This window comes from Methylobacterium sp. AC690 (genome assembly GCF_979256535.1).
Genome location: NZ_CEEDOX010000020.1, coordinates 18,705 through 34,433 on the forward strand (window position 1 = coordinate 18,705; position 15,729 = coordinate 34,433).

At 68.7% G+C, this 15,729-nt stretch carries 16 protein-coding genes; 10 read left to right on the forward strand and 6 right to left on the reverse strand.

Annotated features, from left to right (window positions below; translation table 11 throughout):
* Positions 1 to 368: 368 nt before the first annotated feature.
* Positions 369 to 584 carry a hypothetical protein gene (locus tag AC0IY1_RS20900; RefSeq protein ID WP_055953370.1) on the reverse strand — a complete coding sequence of 72 codons (216 nt, stop codon included), beginning with the start codon at positions 582 to 584 and terminating at the stop codon, positions 369 to 371.
* A 436-nt stretch (positions 585 to 1,020) separates the two neighbouring features.
* Here AC0IY1_RS20900 and AC0IY1_RS20905 point away from each other — a divergent pair, with 436 nt between their 5' ends.
* The 3 genes from AC0IY1_RS20905 (at position 1,021) to AC0IY1_RS20915 (ending at position 3,171) form a co-directional block, all read left to right on the forward strand.
* Entirely contained in the window at positions 1,021 to 2,178 is a 1,158-nt protein-coding gene (locus AC0IY1_RS20905) for a S1C family serine protease (protein WP_471772092.1), read from the forward strand.
* Between the two features lie 64 nt (positions 2,179 to 2,242).
* The gene (locus AC0IY1_RS20910) at positions 2,243 to 2,497 is read left to right on the forward strand and encodes a hypothetical protein (protein WP_471772095.1); all 255 of its coding nucleotides are present in this window, start codon (positions 2,243 to 2,245) and stop codon (positions 2,495 to 2,497) included.
* Positions 2,494 to 3,171 carry a J domain-containing protein gene (locus AC0IY1_RS20915; protein WP_471772098.1) on the forward strand — a complete coding sequence of 226 codons (678 nt, stop codon included), beginning with the start codon at positions 2,494 to 2,496 and terminating at the stop codon, positions 3,169 to 3,171. The genes AC0IY1_RS20910 and AC0IY1_RS20915 overlap by 4 nt, the downstream gene beginning before the upstream one ends.
* A gap of 130 nt (positions 3,172 to 3,301) precedes the next feature.
* Here AC0IY1_RS20915 and AC0IY1_RS20920 read toward each other — a convergent pair whose 3' ends face one another.
* On the reverse strand, positions 3,302 to 4,789 hold the full coding sequence (locus AC0IY1_RS20920) for a serine hydrolase (protein WP_471772100.1): 1,488 nt from the start codon (positions 4,787 to 4,789) through the stop codon (positions 3,302 to 3,304).
* 300 nt (positions 4,790 to 5,089) lie between these two features.
* On the opposite strand from AC0IY1_RS20920, the gene AC0IY1_RS20925 reads away from it, so the two are divergent.
* From AC0IY1_RS20925 to AC0IY1_RS20940, 4 genes are all read left to right on the forward strand, one after another.
* A complete protein-coding gene (locus AC0IY1_RS20925) occupies positions 5,090 to 5,539 on the forward strand; it encodes a phasin family protein (RefSeq protein ID WP_471772103.1) in 450 nt (149 codons plus the stop codon).
* A gap of 300 nt (positions 5,540 to 5,839) precedes the next feature.
* Positions 5,840 to 6,268 carry an ATP-dependent Clp protease adapter ClpS gene (gene clpS, locus AC0IY1_RS20930; RefSeq protein WP_244477326.1) on the forward strand — a complete coding sequence of 143 codons (429 nt, stop codon included), beginning with the start codon at positions 5,840 to 5,842 and terminating at the stop codon, positions 6,266 to 6,268.
* Positions 6,269 to 6,291: 23 nt separating this feature from the next.
* Complete coding sequence (gene clpA / locus AC0IY1_RS20935) at positions 6,292 to 8,763, forward strand: ATP-dependent Clp protease ATP-binding subunit ClpA (RefSeq protein ID WP_103710119.1); 2,472 nt, start codon at positions 6,292 to 6,294, stop codon at positions 8,761 to 8,763.
* Between the two features lie 213 nt (positions 8,764 to 8,976).
* Positions 8,977 to 9,240, forward strand: a complete 264-nt coding sequence (locus AC0IY1_RS20940) for a hypothetical protein (RefSeq protein ID WP_471772106.1) — start codon at positions 8,977 to 8,979, stop codon at positions 9,238 to 9,240.
* A 114-nt stretch (positions 9,241 to 9,354) separates the two neighbouring features.
* Here the strand turns inward: AC0IY1_RS20940 and egtD are convergent, their stop codons facing one another.
* Together egtD and egtB are read right to left on the reverse strand one after the other, a co-directional pair.
* Entirely contained in the window at positions 9,355 to 10,329 is a 975-nt protein-coding gene (gene egtD, locus AC0IY1_RS20945; protein WP_471772109.1) for an L-histidine N(alpha)-methyltransferase, read from the reverse strand.
* A gap of 32 nt (positions 10,330 to 10,361) precedes the next feature.
* Positions 10,362 to 11,633 (reverse strand): ergothioneine biosynthesis protein EgtB, encoded by a 1,272-nt coding sequence (gene egtB / locus AC0IY1_RS20950; protein WP_471772112.1) that lies wholly within the window; start codon positions 11,631 to 11,633, stop codon positions 10,362 to 10,364.
* A gap of 213 nt (positions 11,634 to 11,846) precedes the next feature.
* On the opposite strand from egtB, the gene murI reads away from it, so the two are divergent.
* Positions 11,847 to 12,725, forward strand: coding sequence for a glutamate racemase (gene murI / locus AC0IY1_RS20955; protein WP_471772114.1), 879 nt, complete (start codon positions 11,847 to 11,849; stop codon positions 12,723 to 12,725).
* Between the two features lie 207 nt (positions 12,726 to 12,932).
* Complete coding sequence (gene rpsD / locus AC0IY1_RS20960; RefSeq protein ID WP_471772118.1) at positions 12,933 to 13,550, forward strand: 30S ribosomal protein S4; 618 nt, start codon at positions 12,933 to 12,935, stop codon at positions 13,548 to 13,550.
* Positions 13,551 to 13,676: 126 nt separating this feature from the next.
* On the opposite strand, the gene AC0IY1_RS20965 is transcribed toward rpsD, so the two are convergent.
* Together AC0IY1_RS20965 and AC0IY1_RS20970 are read right to left on the reverse strand one after the other, a co-directional pair.
* Positions 13,677 to 13,949, reverse strand: coding sequence for a hypothetical protein (locus AC0IY1_RS20965; RefSeq protein WP_471772121.1), 273 nt, complete (start codon positions 13,947 to 13,949; stop codon positions 13,677 to 13,679).
* Positions 13,950 to 14,073: 124 nt separating this feature from the next.
* The gene (locus AC0IY1_RS20970; protein WP_055953406.1) at positions 14,074 to 14,838 is read right to left on the reverse strand and encodes a cold-shock protein; all 765 of its coding nucleotides are present in this window, start codon (positions 14,836 to 14,838) and stop codon (positions 14,074 to 14,076) included.
* Positions 14,839 to 15,217: 379 nt separating this feature from the next.
* Here AC0IY1_RS20970 and AC0IY1_RS20975 point away from each other — a divergent pair, with 379 nt between their 5' ends.
* A complete protein-coding gene (locus AC0IY1_RS20975) occupies positions 15,218 to 15,688 on the forward strand; it encodes a response regulator (protein ID WP_055953409.1) in 471 nt (156 codons plus the stop codon).
* Positions 15,689 to 15,729 lie beyond the last annotated feature (41 nt).

Consider the following 15,729-nt stretch of genomic DNA (forward strand, 5'->3'; position numbering starts at 1 on the left):
TGCGGGACCGCGATGGCGTCGCGGTTCGGCAGCCCTTCTTGGGCGTTTCCTCCCTAGACTTCGGGCCGCTCTTCGGAGCGGCCTTTTTTTGTGCCCGATCCCGCCCAAGCGAACGGACGCCGCAGGCGCGACGCCTCGGGCCGCGCGAGCGACGCGAGGGTCCTGCGCGTGATCACGCCAATCCTGATGGTGGTGGACGTGGGTCGAAGGATCTGCACGCGACCCGGCATGCGGGGTCTCGGAGCGAAGGCTCGGCCTCAGGCCGCAGGATATCGGTGGACGCTTCCTGGGAGGACGCGCGGGCCGGCCGCGCACGGGGCGGCGGTCGGCTCGCGGGACGACAGGCGCGAAGGCGCCGGCGGATCGATTCAGTTCAGGTAGGTCCGGATCCAGTTCGGCGACAGCACCTCGCCATCCTCCGTGATGATCCAGGGCTGCTTGGCCGGATCGGACAGGGCGCCGGCGGCAGCCTCAATGGCCTCACGCAGGGTCCGGTAGCGAGCGGGCTGGGCGAGGGGAGCCGGAACCGGAGCGGTACGCCAGATCGTCAGATCGGCGGGACGTTCCAGGGCTTGGGTTTCCATGTGTGTATTCCTTTGATCGTGAGGGTCGTTCCCCGCGATGCCGGATGCCCGGCTCATGGTCTGTAAGACCTCGAACCTGAACATTTGCTGCGGGACGTCTATCCGGGTGAATGGAAGCATCTCTAAGGCAGCTTTGAGGTCATTTCAGGCAGGAATGAAATGCTCATCCAAACCTAAAAGCTCCCTCCCTCATACAAAACGTGCCGTTGTTGATCAGCGCGCAGAATATGGCTGCTTTTGGACGCCCTCTCGTTCTCTTTGTCGCCTCGGCTGACAATGTCGAGCCGATGTTTATCTTTGGCCACGGCGGGTTTCGGTGTGCTGTCGCACCCTGATCCGTCGCGGTACCGAGCCAGTTGAAGGCCATTGCGTCACCGCCCAGTTAATGGCGACGCGAAGCGGTGCGGTTTTCGCAGCATGGTGAAGAGGATGACACATGCCCGATCGGTATCCGCCGCGGCCGGCGGATCGCTTCCTCCGCTGGGCCGCCGGGGCGGCCCTCGGCCTGCTCGCCCTCTTCGTCGCCCAGCCCTACCTGACCGGCCTGCTGTTCTCGGCGGACACCGCGCGGGCGATCACCGCCCGCGGCGACCTGGCGCCCGCCGAGACAGCGACGGTGGAGCTCTTCGCCCGGGCCAGCCCGTCGGTGGTCCACGTCTTCGTGCAGGCCGCCGCCCAGGGGCGAGCCCTGATGGGGGTCGACAACGAGGGCGGTGAGTCGGGCGGCGGCTCGCAGACCGGAACGGGCTTCATCTGGGATGCGGCCGGACACATCGTCACCAACAACCACGTGGTCGCGGCGGCGGCACAGGGTGGGGGCACCATCGCGGTCCGCCTCTCCTCGGGCGCGGTCGTGTCGGCCAGCCTCGTCGGCGCAACCCCGAGCTACGATCTCGCCGTCATTCGCCTGGGGCGTACCACCGCGGCCTTGCAGCCCCTGGCCATCGGCACCTCGGCCGATCTCAAGGTCGGCCAGTCGGTCTTCGCCATCGGCAATCCGTTCGGCCTGGACCACACGCTGACGACCGGCGTGATCAGCGCCCTGCAGCGTCGCCTACCCACCAGCGCGGGACGGGAACTCTCCGGCGTCATCCAGACCGATGCGGCGATCAATCCCGGCAATTCCGGAGGTCCGCTCCTGGACTCCGCCGGGCGCCTCATCGGCGTCAACACCGCGATCTTCTCGCCCTCCGGGGCGAGCGCCGGCATCGGCTTCGCGATCCCGGTCGACGTCGTGAACCGGGTCGTCCCCGAGCTCATCCGCAACGGACGGACGCGCAATCCCGGCATCGGCATCATCGCGGGACAGGAGGCGACTGCGGCGCGCCTCGGAATCGACGGGGTGGTGGTCCTGCGCGTGCTGCGCGGCTCTCCGGCCGCATTGGCCGGCCTTCAGGGTGTCGACCCGCAGACGGGCGAGATCGCCGACATCATCGTCGGGGCCGGCGACCGACCGGTGCATCGCCTCGCCGACCTCACCGCCGCCATGGAGGCGGCCGGTCTCGGCACCTCGATCGACCTGACCGTGGAACGGGACGGACGCACCCGCCGTGTCCGCGTCACCACCACCGACGTGGCGGAGAGCCGGCTCTGAGGCCGGGCCCTCGTCACGCCGCGCGGCGCTCGCTAAAGCGATCCATCGTCAGTGAAAGTGACCCATGGTCAGCCTTCGTCCCTCCTGCGCCGTCCTGCTCTGGCTGGCCGCTCCCCTCGCCGCCGGTGCCGCCGAGCGGACACCGCCGCATCTCTGCCCGGACAATGCGCCCGAGGGCGTCCGTCTGCCGCCGCAGCCCGGCTGCGGCACGGCGCGCCCGAAGCCGGCGGTCGCGGACAGCCAGGGGTTCCGTGATGTGGGCGGAGTGAAGCTGCGCGTCGGCGGCCGCGTCGGTGCCGAGTACGGGTTCGGCCGGTGACGTTCCTCGCCGGAGCGGTGGCGCTCCTTCTCGTGTGGTGGTTCGGGCGAAACCTGCGGATTCGCCATCCGGCCCTGACGGCACGCGTCCTGCGGCAGGTGGGAGGCTACATCGCCCTCGCGCTGGCAGCGCTCTTGCTGATGCGGGGCCGGCTCGAATTCGCCGTCCTGCTCGGGGGCGGGGCCGTCTGGCTGCTCGAGGGGTCGGCCGGCCTGAACCGCCGGGTCCGGGGTTTTGCCGCCCGCTACGATCCACGCCGGCTGTCGGGGGCCACCATCCGCTTCGATGCGGGCGGGGAGGGGATCGCCCTGGCGGGTCCCTATGCCGGCCAGCCCCTGGCGGTGATCCCCCTGCCCGCCCTCATCGCCCTGTTCGGACGCGATGCCGAGACCGCCCGTCGTCTAGAGGCGTATCTCGACCGCCGGCATCCCGGCTGGCGTGTAGACGCTCAGGGAGATCCCGACCCGGGGCCGCGCCGCGCGGCGTATCCAGGGGCGATGACGGAGCAGGAGGCCTATGAGATCCTGGGGCTTGAGCGCGGGGCGTCCCTGGAGCAGGTCCGCACGGCTCACCGGACGCTGATGAAGCGGCTGCACCCCGACCAGGGAGGCACGGCCGAGCAGGCGGCCCGCGTCAACGCGGCCCGTGACAGGCTTAACAACCGACATCGCTGATACTCCACGCGCGTTGCCAGACAGGGAATGTCGAGAGTGCGGCCGTCCGGCGATACGAACCGGGCGTCCGTGTCCTGTGCCGGAACGCCCGAACGGGGCGCCGGTCCCTTGCAGACCCGTCAGTGCAAACTCAGCTGCGGGTGGCGAAGCAGTTGAAGCCGTTGCGCTTCAGCGCGTTGCAGGCATCTTGTGCGCTGTCCTGCTCTGCGAAGCCCGAGAACCGGGCGCGGAACAGGGTCGCGCCGCCATGCTCGACCTTCACCGTGTAGGGCGAGGCCTTCGAGAGCGCGCCGCCGGCCCGGCTGCGGGCGTCGGACAGCATGGATTTCGCCTTGTCCTCGTCGTCCATGGCGCCGAGCTGGATGACCCAGGCCGTGGGGGTGATCCGCGCGCCGGAGACCGGCTTCGCCGCCTCGCTGCGGGGGCCGTCGACGGAGGCGAGACGGGCGTCGCTCTTGCCGCCGGCCGGGAAGGCCGGCTGGCCGCCGGACGGCGCATAGGCCTGCGCCGAGGCCGGCAGGGCGCCGGAGCGCCACTTCATGCCGGCACTGCCGGGGGTCGTGGTGGCGGAGCGGCCGGGGCTGATGTCGAGGGGCTGACCGGCGTGCAGGGTCGATGCCGTGGTTTCCACATCCTCGTCGTCGGCGGAGGCCACCTGGGTCCGGGTGCGCGAGGCGCCGTCGGCGACCACGGCCGGGCGCGCGCGCTCCGCGACCTCGACGGTCGAGGGGGCCTGGCGCGCACCCGCATAGGCGCGGGGCAGGGACTGGCGCACGAGGTCGGCCATGATCCGGTCACGGCTGGCGCCGGACTTACCGCCCAGCACGATCGCCACGATCTGGCGGTCGTCGAGCTTGGCCGCCGTCATCAGGTTGAAGCCGGAATCGCGGGTGTAGCCGGTCTTGATCCCGTCCACGCCCTGGACATTGCCGAGGAGACGGTTGTGGTTGCCGATGACCCGGCCGCGGAAGGCGAAGGACCGGGTCTGGAAGTACCGGTAGTACCGCGGGAAGCGATCCTGGATCGCCCGGGCCAGGATGGTGAGATCGCGCGCCGTGGTGATCTGGTCGGCATCCGGGAGACCGGAGGCATTGGCGTAGTGGGTGCGGCTCATGCCGAGAGCCTTGGCCTTCTGCGTCATCATCTCGGCGAAGCGGGCTTCGGAGCCGGCGATGTTCTCGCCGATGGCGCAGGCCACATCGTTGGCCGACTTCGTCACGATCGCCTTGATCGCGTCCTCGACCTCGATGGTGGAGCCCGGACGCAGGCCAAGCTTCGAGGGAGCCTGGGAGGCCGCGAAGGACGAGATGGTGAGTGGCGACTCGAGGGTGTAGCGTCCGCGCTCCAGCTGCTCGAAGAGCATGTAGAGCGTCATCACCTTGGTGATCGAGGCCGGGTGGCGCAGCGAATCCTCGTTGATCGCGTGCAGCGTCTTGCCGGTCTTCACGTCCACCACCATGGCGGCGTAGGGCGGGTTGTAGCCGCCACCGCCGCCACCGCGGTGATGATGGCCGCGTCGCGCCTCGGCCGGGGAGGCGAGGGCGGCCAGGACGGCGGCCGCTGCGATCGCGGCCGGGATAGCAGGCACCCGGCCGACGCGGGGAGTATGGCTACGCATCACGACTCACTGCCTCGACATGCACGACCCGCAGGTCGGCTTGCACCGCAACATCTCGGCGGGGGGTGCGGCCGTGCCGCCGTTACCCCGCAACATCTGTCAATCAGGCTAGGTGGACGCAGTTACGGCCCGGTTAATGCAGCGCGACCAATTCGTTGGATCCGCCGTCCATATTGCGATGCAATATATCGCTTGACGTTTTATGTTGCGTCGCACACAAAACGTCACGGCCGGCTTCGGCCTCGCGGGCAATTGCCCGACACATCAGGGTAAGCCCCGCGGGGGCGAAAGGATCGTCAGATGACCCAAATGTACGAGAAGGCCGCCGAGATGAACAAGACCGGCCTCGCCAGCGTGATGAAGAGCGTCTCCTCGCTCGCCAAGACCAATCAGACGGCCGGCATCGAGATGGCGGATTTCGCCAAGGAATCCTACAGCGCCGGCGCCGAAGCGATGAAGCAGCTGGCCGCTGCGCGCACGCTGCAGTCCGCCCTGGAGATCCAGGCCGAGTACCTCAAGGCGTCCTACGAGCGCCTGCAGAACCAGGCCAAGGTGATGACCGACCTGTACCAGGGCCTCGCCCAGGACGTCGGAGCGCCGCATCAGGCCAAGGCGCCGTTCGATTTCAAGAGCTTCTTCGACCCCAAAAATCTCTTCAACCCGAAGGCCTTCTTCAACGCGAAGACCTTCGACCTCGCGAGCTTCCCCAAGCTTCCCGGCTTCCCCGCGGCCGACCAGAAGGCGGCCTGAGACCGGGGCGCCGCGCGGCGGGCGCACGGCCCGCCGCAGTCCTTCACGTTCTGACAGTCCGGCCCCGTGCGATCGCTCGCACGGGGCCTTTTTCGTGTCCGGGACCGGGCGTTCCGAGAGCGTCGTCCGGGTGGTTGGGGAAGCCGGTCCGCTGCCGTCTCGGACAAGTGCGCGCAGCCGACTGGCGAAGCGACCGATCGCCCTATAGATTACCAGCGATGCGAGCGCGCCTCGCCGGCGCGACCCGCGGATGAGCAGCCACCAAGCAGCATGCCGCACCAAGGGGTCGATGCGATTCAGATGACCGACGTCCTGATACGGGGCAGCGAATCCTCGCGCGCGGACGGCCCCGAGACCTTTTCACCGCACCGGCGCGTCGCGAATGTGCGGGCGACGGACGAGCCACGCGAACCGGGTGGTACGGATGACGGCCGGTCCGGGACCGCCATCATCACCCGCACCAAGCCCAAGACCAAGCGACCGAGCCTCTACCGGGTTCTCTTGCTGAACGACGACTACACGCCTCAGGAGTTCGTGGTTCACGTCGTCGAGAAATTCTTCAACAAGTCCCAGGAAGTCGCGTTTCAGATCATGATGCACGTGCACCACAATGGTGTCGGCGAGTGCGGGATCTTCACGTACGAAGTTGCGGAGACCAAGGTGACGCAGGTCATGGACTTCGCCCGCAAACACCAACATCCTCTCCAGTGCGTTATGGAAAAGAAATAGGCACCCCACACAGAGGCCACGCTTTGCCCAGCTTCTCTCGCAGCCTAGAACAAGCTCTCCACCGCGCCCTGGCGCTCGCCGGCGAGCGCCGGCACGAATATGCGACGCTGGAGCATCTCCTGCTCGCCCTCGTGGATGATCAGGACGCGGCCGCCGTCATGCGGGCCTGCAACGTCGAGGTCGACACCCTCAAGCGCAGCCTGGTCGAGTACGTCGACACCGAGTTGTCGAACCTCATCGGGGACGGCCGCCAGGATGCCAAGCCGACGGCCGGCTTCCAGCGCGTGATCCAGCGTGCCGTGATCCACGTGCAGTCCTCCGGGCGCGAGGAGGTCACCGGCGCGAACGTGCTGGTGGCGATCTTCGCCGAGCGCGAGAGCCATGCCGCGTACTTCCTGCAGGAGCAGGACATGACGCGCTACGACGCGGTCAACTACATCAGCCACGGCATCGCCAAGCGCCCGGGCGCGTCCGAGGCCAAGCCCGTGCGCGGTGCTGACGAGGAATCCGCCTCCGAGCGTCCGAGCGGCGACGAGGGCGAAGGCCGCACGAAGAAGAAGGGCGATGCCCTCGAGGCCTACTGCGTCAACCTCAACAAGAAGGCCCGCGACGGGCGGATCGACCCGCTGATCGGCCGCGAGGCCGAGGTGCAGCGCACGATCCAGATCCTGTGCCGTCGCCAGAAGAACAACCCGCTCCTCGTGGGCGAGCCCGGCGTCGGCAAGACCGCCATCGCCGAGGGCCTGGCGCGCAAGATCATCAACAAGGAGGTGCCCGAGGTCCTCATCGAGGCCACGGTCTTCTCCCTCGACATGGGCACCCTGCTGGCGGGCACCCGCTACCGGGGTGACTTCGAGGAGCGCCTCAAGCAGGTGATGAAGGAGATCGAGGCGCACCCGAACGCGGTGCTCTTCATCGACGAGATTCACACGGTGATCGGCGCCGGCGCCACCTCCGGTGGGGCGATGGATGCCTCGAACCTGCTCAAGCCCGCCCTGGCCAACGGCTCGCTGCGCTGCATCGGCTCGACCACCTACAAGGAGTACCGCCAGTACTTCGAGAAGGATCGCGCCCTGGTGCGTCGCTTCCAGAAGATCGACGTCAACGAGCCGTCGATCCCCGACGCGATCGAGATCGTGAAGGGCCTGAAGCCGTACTTCGAGGAGTTCCACAAGCTCAAGTACACCACCGAGGCCGTGAAGGCCGCGGTCGAGCTCTCGGCGCGCTACATCAACGACCGCAAGCTGCCGGACAAGGCGATCGACGTGATCGACGAGACCGGTGCCTCGCAGATGCTGGTGCCGGAGGCACGCCGCAAGCGCACCATCGGCGTCAAGGAGATCGAGGCGACCATCGCCACGATGGCCCGCATCCCGCCGAAGACCGTCTCGAAGGACGACGCGGTGGTTCTCAAGAACCTTACCGAGAACCTTAAGCGCGTGGTCTACGGCCAGCCCAACGCCATCGACGCGCTGACCTCCGCGATCAAGCTGGCCCGCGCGGGCCTGCGCGATCCCGACAAGCCGATCGGTTCGTACCTGTTCGCGGGCCCGACCGGCGTCGGCAAGACCGAGGCCGCCAAGCAGCTCGCCGCGTCCCTCGGCGTCGAGATGCTGCGCTTCGACATGTCGGAATACATGGAGCGGCACACGGTCAGCCGCCTCATCGGCGCGCCCCCCGGCTATGTCGGGTTCGACCAGGGCGGCCTGCTCACCGACGGCATCGACCAGCATCCGCACTGCGTGCTGCTGCTCGACGAGATCGAGAAGGCGCATCCGGACCTGTTCAACATCCTGTTGCAGGTCATGGATCACGGCAAGCTCACCGACCACAACGGCAAGCAGGTCGACTTCCGCAACGTGATCATTATCATGACCACGAATGCGGGCGCCTCCGACCTCGCGCGTTCGGCCTATGGCTTCACCCAGGCCAAGCGCACGGGTGACGACGTCGAGGCGATCAACAAGCTGTTCGCGCCGGAATTCCGCAACCGTCTCGACGCGATCATCTCCTTCGGGCACCTGCCGAAGGACGTGGTGGCGAAGGTGGTCGACAAGTTCGTCCTCCAGCTCGAGGCGCAGCTCGCCGACCGCAACGTCACCATCGAGCTCTCGGACGAGGCACGCGAGTGGCTGACCGAGAACGGCTACGACGACGCGATGGGCGCCCGCCCGATGGCCCGCCTGATCCAATCGACCATCAAGACGCCGCTGGCCGACGAGGTTCTGTTCGGGCGGCTCAAGGACGGCGGCGCGGTGCGGGTCGTCCTGCGCAAGGGCGAGGGCGCGGAGAAGGACGCGCTCGGCTTCGAGTTCCCGGCCGGTCCGGTCACGCCGAAGCCCGAGAAGGACGTCGCCAACGCGGCCAAGAAGCACAAGCGCACGAAGGCCAAGGCCTCGGCGCGCAAGACGAACGACAAGCGCGACGACAAGGGCGGCCCCAGCGGCGGCTCCGGGGTCCGCACCGTTCCGAAGGTGCCGCTGGTCAAGGCCTGAAAGGCCAGGGCCTGAGATCCACCCGGTCGAACCGGCCTCTCCCCTCGGGAGGGGCCGGTTTTTCACGTCCGACGGGCGGCGGAAAACCACATCCGGCGGTCGACACGAGGTCGCCGGATGGTTAGCAAGCGCGGGAATGGAGCGCGGACACTGCGAGAGACTGGCCGGATACGCCTCCCCAGCGCTGAGATCGGTTGAGGAGGGGCGTCCCCGATGAACGACTTGCACGAGGGTCCCCTCACGCCCATCGCCACCAAGCAGGCCGCCGCCCCGAAGCTCACGGCGCGGGAGCAGCGCCGGCTGCGGCGTCGGCGCCGCCGGCGCGGCGAGGAGATCCTGGGCTGGATCCTGGTTCCGGTGATCGTCTTCGGACTCTACTGGGGCGTGACCACCGGCCTCGATTTCCTCGGGACCTCGCCGGGCCAGCTCTGGGACCAGCTGATGCAGGTCAAGGCGATGATGGAGAAGCGCAGCTGATCCGGACGCCGGTCGAACCAACCGGCGCCGGTCCCACGTCACGCCCAACGAAGCACTTCAGCGACGCGCGGAGGCCGGTCGTCCGCAGGGATCGACCGGTTTCGATTCGCGCCCTCAGCCCCGCCGCAGGGCGTGGATCGAGAACAGCCGATCGGGATCGGTCCAGACCGCCTCAGCGCCCCAGCCGGCCTCGCCCGCCAGGGTGCGGAAGCTCTCGACCGTGTACTTGTAGCTGTTCTCGGTGTGGATCGTCTCACCCTCGGCAAAGGCGATGCGGCGATCCGCGATGCGGATGGTCTGGGCCTTCAGGCTGACGAGGTGCATCTCGATACGGGAGGCCTCGGGGTTGAAGAAGGCCCGGTGGACGAACGCGTCGAGATCGACCTCCGCGCCGAGTTCGCGGCGCATCCGCACGAGCAGGTTGCGGTTGAAGGCCGCCGTCACGCCGGCGGCATCGTCGTAGGCGGCATCGAGCACCGCCTTCTCCTTCACGAGGTCCACACCGATGATCAGGGTAGCGCCCGCCCCGAGCACCCGCCCGAAATGGGCGAGCAGCCGGGTCGCCTCGGGCGGCTCGAAATTGCCGATGGTGGAGCCGGGGAAGAACCCGGCGACCGGGCCGCCCGACAACCCGGCCGGGAGGGTGAAGGCCCGGGTGAAATCCGCCGCAACGGGGGCGATCGTCAGGTTCGGGAAGTCCCGGGCCAGGGCCTCGGCCTCGCTGAGCAGGAAGCTCTCCGAGACATCGACCGGGACGTAGGCCGCGAGGTCCGGCCGGTGCACCATCAGGCGCCGGACCTTCACGGTCGAGCCGCTGCCGAGCTCGACGAGGGTCGCCCGGGCCGGCAGGGTCGCGGCGATGGCCGATCCTTGCGCGTCGAGAATGCCGAGCTCCGTGCGGGTCGGGTAGTATTCCGGCTGCCGGGTGATCGCCTCGAACAGGTCCGAGCCAGCGGCGTCGTAGAAATACTTCGCCGACAGGAACTTCTGGGGCGCCGAGAGGCCGGTCAGCACATCGTCCAGGAACTGGCGCTCGGCATCGATGGCCGCGATCGGGGTCGCGTCCGTGAAGACGGGGTTGATGGTCAAGGGACGTCTCCGGGCACGCGACGGGTCGAGGATCAGGACCGGGCGTCCGACAGGCGCAGGCCCGTGAACTGCCAGCGTTGATGGGGATAGAAGAAGTTGCGGTAGCCGACCCGCGCATGGCCCTGCGGCGTCGCCACCGAGGAGCCGCGCAGGACGAATTGGTTCGACATGAACTTGCCGTTGTACTCGCCGAGTGCGCCGTCCACCGGGCGGTAGCCGGGGTAGGCCGTGTAGGCGCTGCGAGTCCACTGCCAGACGAGGCCGAAGGCGTCGGGGAGCTTGTCCGCGCGGGCCGCGACTTCCCACTCGAACTCGGTCGGCAGGTCACGCCCGGCCCAGCGAGCATAGGCATCGGCTTCGTAGTAGCTGATGTGGGTGACGGGAAGGTCGGGATCGACCGGCTGGATGCCGGCAAGCGTCATGCTCGCCCATCCGCCCTCGGTCTCGCGCCAGTAGCCCGGCGCTTCCCACCCTTCGGTCTGGGCGGCGATCCAGCCGTCCGACAGCCAGAGCTCGGGCCGCGCGTAGCCGCCATCCGTCATGAATTCGCGCCACTGCCCGTTGGTGACCAGGGCCCTGTCGAGGGTGCCGCCCTGGATCAAGGCATCGTGGCGCGGGGATTCGTTGTCGAAGGAGAAGCCCTCGCCCGTATGGCCGATGGACTCGATGCTCCGGCGCAGCTCCGCGCGTCCCCCAACGCTCTGGGGCCTCGGGAAACGCCAATCCCCGTCATAGGCCGGGCCGAGCGGGTTCTGCGCGAAGGCGTGCAGGATGTCGGTGACCAGCAATTCCTGGTGCTGCTGCTCGTGATAGAGCCCGATCTCGAGGACCGGGAGCACCGCCTCGAGGGCACTGGCGGAGGCCTGGCTCAGGAGGGCATCCACCGAGCGGTCGACATGCGCGCGGTAGGCAGCGACCTCGTCCGCCGTCGGCCGGGTGATGAGCCCGCGCATGATCCGGGGCTGACGGGGGCCGGCGGCGACGTAGTACGAGTTGAAGAGGTAGTGCAGCCGCTCGTCGTAGATGGCGTAGCCCGGCAGATGCTCACGCAGCAGGAACTGCTCGAAGAACCACGTGGTGTGCGCGCGATGCCATTTCGTCGGGCTGGCATCCGCCATCGACTGGACCTGCTGGTCCTCCGGGGACAGCGGCGCCGCGCGGCGCTCGGTCTCGTCGCGGACGTGATGGAAGGCCGCGATCCAGGCTGCGCGGTCCACCGGCATCGCCGAGAGGGGCGGGGGTGGGAACGCAGACCGGCCGGGCTCGGCCACAGGGGTCTCCAGAAACGCTGCCGACGCTGCCATGGCGGCCACTCCCATACCTGAACCCGCAAACCTGAACGTGAGAGAGGAGATATGGCCCCGCGGCCATTCGGCAACGGAGACCGTGCGGGGTCCTTCGTCGCGGCTACGCTCGGACCGCCGGGTCGATCGCCTTTTTCCGGCCACGGTGACCTCCCCTTAACCCTTCGGGGCCGACACTTCGCCGTTCACGCGGGACAGTCGGGCCGGACTCGGATGCGGATCGATCTCATGGCAGGAGCGACCACGGCGGCCGTGGCACGGAGCGTAGCGCCCGCGCCCACCATCCTGGTGTTCGATTCCGGGCTGGGTGGGCTGACGGTGCTGGAGCAGGTCCGGCGGGCACGACCGGATGCCGCCTACGTCTACGCCGCCGACGATGCCGCCTTCCCGTATGGCCGCCTGTCCGAGCCGGTGCTGGTGGAGCGGGTGCTCGGCGTCATGGAGCGCCTGCTCGGGCTGCACGCGCCGGACCTCGTCGTGGTGGCCTGCAACACCGCCTCGACCCTGGTGCTGCCGGCCCTGCGCCAGCGCTTCGCCACGCCCTTCGTCGGCGTCGTGCCGCCGATCAAGCCGGCCGCGGAGGCGACGCGCTCGGGGGTGGTCAGCCTCCTGGCGACGCCCGGCACCGTGGCGCGCGCCTACACCCACGAACTCGTCGAGACCTACGCGAGCGCCTGCGCCGTCACCCTGGTGGGCGCCCCGAACCTCGCCGGCTTCGCGGAAGCCGAGCTGGCCGGCCAGCCCGTGGACGACGCGGCCCTGGCCCGCGAAATCGCCCCCTGCTTCGTCACCCTGGAGGATGGCCGGCGGACCGACGTGGTCTGCCTCGCCTGCACCCACTACCCCCTGCTCCTGGCCCGGTTCCGGGCCCTTGCCCCCTGGCCCGTGACCTGGATCGACCCGGCCCCGGCCATCGCCCGGCGGGTGACGCAGCTGATCGGGCCGAGCCCCCGCGCCCTGGGCCGGGACGATGCGCCGGTGCTCGGCGCCTTCACCAGCGGCGCCGGCCTCACGGCGCCCCTGCGCCGCTCCTTGGAGGCCCGGGGGGTCGGGCGCGTCGCGGTGGAGGCGATGCCGCTCGGCCTGCAATAGGTGATGGGCAGCCGGCTCGGCATTGACGGAAGCGGCCGCGTGCTCTAACGAGGCGCCGGTAACGGGGCTCCGACGAGGGGCCCCGATGCTTTTCAAGCGCACCCGTGGGCGGCAATGTCCGTCCTGTCGCTCCGCTCCAGGCTTCCGGGCCCGGCGGAGAGAGGAGGGCGCGTTCCTCGATAGATCTCCATTGCGAGAGGAACCGCGATGTCAAAACGCATTCAGGCGAAGCACAAGCTCGATCGCCGCATGGGCCAGAACATCTGGGGCCGCCCGAAGAGCCCCGTCAATCGCCGCGAGTACGGCCCCGGCCAGCATGGCCAGCGCCGCAAGGGCAAGATGTCCGACTTCGGCACGCAGCTGCGCGCCAAGCAGAAGCTCAAGGGCTACTACGCCAACATCACCGAGAAGCAGTTCCGCCGTTACTACGCCGAGGCGATCCGCCTGCGCGGCGATTCCGGTGAGAACCTGATCGGTCTGCTCGAGCGCCGCCTCGACGCCGTCGTGTACCGCGCGAAGTTCGTGCCGACCCCGTTCGCGGCGCGTCAGTTCGTCAACCACGGTCACGTCAAGGTCAACGGCCAGCGCGTCAACATCGCCAGCTACCTCGTGAAGCCGGGCGAGCTGATTGAGGTCAAGGATTCCTCGAAGCAGCTCGAGATCGTCGTCGTGGCCGCGCAGCTCGCTGAGCGCGACGTGCCGGACTACATCGAGGTGGATCACTCCAAGATGACGGCCCGCGTCACCCGCGTGCCGAACCTCGGCGAGGTTCCCTACCCGGTCCAGATGGAACCGAACCTCGTGATCGAGTTCTATTCGCGCTGATCCCAGCGGATCTTCGCCGACGATACGAGAGGGCCGCCCACGAGGGTGGCCCTTTCTCGTTGAAGCTCAGGTTTCGGGAACAACGGCTTCGGAGGCGACGGTTTCGGCCGAAACGGTCGCGAGAGCTCAGCGGGGGAGGGTGCCGGCGCCCGGGGCTGCGCGGTTGCGCGATCGCAGGGCGCGGGACGCATCCCGGGCGCTCGGCGGAAGACCGCCGTCGGCGGCTCCCGGCTCATCCCCCGGCGCAACAGGCCCGACGCCGCGCCTGTCCCGCCCGCCGGTCTCGAAGCCGTAGCCGGCATTCACGCCGGCATAGAAGCCGGTGAAGTCCTCGGCCGCGGCCGGAGCATGCGCCGCCAGCCCGGCAAGGCCGATCAGCGCGAGGAGGGTGGTCCGCATCCCGATCTCCGGAGGCACTGGCGTCTCTCGCGACGTCAGCCTGAAACGCGAAACGGCGGCCCGGGCGGGCCGCCGTTTCAGTCATGCCGTGAAAGGTGGCCGCAACGCGGCCAGCCCGTGTCGATCAATCGTCGACGTTGATGCTCTGGGCCTCGCGGCCCTTCTGACCCTCGACGACGCCGAGGACGACCTGCTGGCCTTCGGCCAGGGAGTCGAGACCGGCGCGGGAGAGGGCCGAACGGTGCACGAACACGTCCTTGCCACCGTCGTTGACGGAGACGAAGCCGAAGCCCTTGGCCGGGTCGTACCACTTCACCGTGCCGGTCATCTCGGTGGACGGACCGCTGGCGAAACGACCGCCGCCACGATCACCGCCGCGGTCGCCGTAGCTACCGCCGCCACCGCCGCCACCGTAGCCGCCGCCACCGCCGAAGCGGTCGCCGCCACCGAAGCCGCCGCTGCGGGGCGGACGCGCGTCGCGCATGGGAGCGGCCTCGGCCGTGGAGGTGTCCACGCTGGTGACGTCGGTCACCTGCGGACCCTTCTGGCCCTGGGCGGTGTGAACCGTCAGGCGCGTGCCGGGGAGGAGGTCGGCATGGCCAGCAGCTTCAACGGCGCGGATGTGGAGGAAGGCATCGCCCGAACCGTCAGCCAGCTCGACGAAACCGAAGCCTTTCTCCTTGTTGAACCACTTGACCGTCGCATCGCGCTCCGGTCCAGAGGGCGCCGCAGCGGCGCGCGACGGACCACGGTCGAAACCGCCGCCACCGCCGAAACCACCACCGTAGCCACCGCCGCTCGGAGGAGCCTGATCCGGCCAACGCGGCTCGGCTCCACCCTCATCGAAGCCGCGCTTCTGCGGCCCCCGAAAATCACGACCACGTCCCATAGAAAGCTCGCAAAAACCGTCCGCCGACCATCAGTTTCGATAACCGCGTGCGCGCCATCCCAGACAGCCCACGCTCCGCTCTATCATTACTCCCAGCAGCGGTGACCAAGAATAACGCCTTAGTCCTGACTGAAAGCCGCCTTGATCGCAAGATGCTTCTGCCCCGGTTGGCGAGAGTTCCGTAACTTTCCTGCGGCAAAATGCGTAGCTTTTTAGCGCACCCCCGCGCAGCTCCCGGCCCGTGCCCGCCGCTGAGGCAATTCTCGCGACCGCCGATCGAATCGATTTGCTGGCCGATGTTAGCAAAGCGCAAAGTCCCGAACGGTAGGCTGTCGGCGGGGCATGTCCGCCCCGAGCCGCCGGGCCCGATGCCGCATCCATGATCGCGACCCCGAGTTTTCCGGACCTCTCGGCACTGGTGGTCGACGAGAGTCTCTACATCCGCCGCATCGTGCGCGACATGCTGATGCGCGTCGGGATCAAGCGGGTGCTGGAGGCGCCGGACGGGGCCGAGGCCCTCGGCGTCCTGGCGGAGAGCAAGCCGGACCTCACCATCATCGACTGGGATCTGGCGATCCTCTCGGGCGAGGAGTTCATCCGCCTGGCGCGCACGCCCACCACCTCGCCGTCGCCCACCGTCCCGATCATCCTGATGCTGGCCCAGCCCCGGCGCAACGTGGTCGACCGGGCGATCTCGCTCGGGGTCAACGAGATCATCGCCAAGCCGTTCTCGCCCAAGACCCTGTGGTCGCGCCTCGACGAGGTGATCAACCGGCCGCGCCCGTTCTCGCAGGTGAAGAGCCTCCTCCGGCCGGTGCCGCGCATGGCGGCGGCCAGCAAGCTCGGGTGAGCGCCCGCGCGGAAAGCTCGCTCGGGTGAGCCCCGGCCTGC

Coding starts and splice junctions, on each gene's coding strand:
- AC0IY1_RS20900 (WP_055953370.1), bottom strand. CDS start 584: ATGGAAACCCAAGCCCTGGAACGTCCCGCCGATCTGACGATCTGGCGT.
- AC0IY1_RS20905 (WP_471772092.1), top strand. CDS start 1,021: ATGCCCGATCGGTATCCGCCGCGGCCGGCGGATCGCTTCCTCCGCTGG.
- AC0IY1_RS20910 (WP_471772095.1), top strand. CDS start 2,243: ATGGTCAGCCTTCGTCCCTCCTGCGCCGTCCTGCTCTGGCTGGCCGCT.
- AC0IY1_RS20920 (WP_471772100.1), bottom strand. CDS start 4,789: ATGCGTAGCCATACTCCCCGCGTCGGCCGGGTGCCTGCTATCCCGGCC.
- AC0IY1_RS20925 (WP_471772103.1), top strand. CDS start 5,090: ATGACCCAAATGTACGAGAAGGCCGCCGAGATGAACAAGACCGGCCTC.
- clpS (WP_244477326.1), top strand. CDS start 5,840: ATGACCGACGTCCTGATACGGGGCAGCGAATCCTCGCGCGCGGACGGC.
- AC0IY1_RS20940 (WP_471772106.1), top strand. CDS start 8,977: ATGAACGACTTGCACGAGGGTCCCCTCACGCCCATCGCCACCAAGCAG.
- egtB (WP_471772112.1), bottom strand. CDS start 11,633: ATGGCAGCGTCGGCAGCGTTTCTGGAGACCCCTGTGGCCGAGCCCGGC.
- murI (WP_471772114.1), top strand. CDS start 11,847: ATGCGGATCGATCTCATGGCAGGAGCGACCACGGCGGCCGTGGCACGG.
- rpsD (WP_471772118.1), top strand. CDS start 12,933: ATGTCAAAACGCATTCAGGCGAAGCACAAGCTCGATCGCCGCATGGGC.
- AC0IY1_RS20965 (WP_471772121.1), bottom strand. CDS start 13,949: ATGCGGACCACCCTCCTCGCGCTGATCGGCCTTGCCGGGCTGGCGGCG.
- AC0IY1_RS20970 (WP_055953406.1), bottom strand. CDS start 14,838: ATGGGACGTGGTCGTGATTTTCGGGGGCCGCAGAAGCGCGGCTTCGAT.
- AC0IY1_RS20975 (WP_055953409.1), top strand. CDS start 15,218: ATGATCGCGACCCCGAGTTTTCCGGACCTCTCGGCACTGGTGGTCGAC.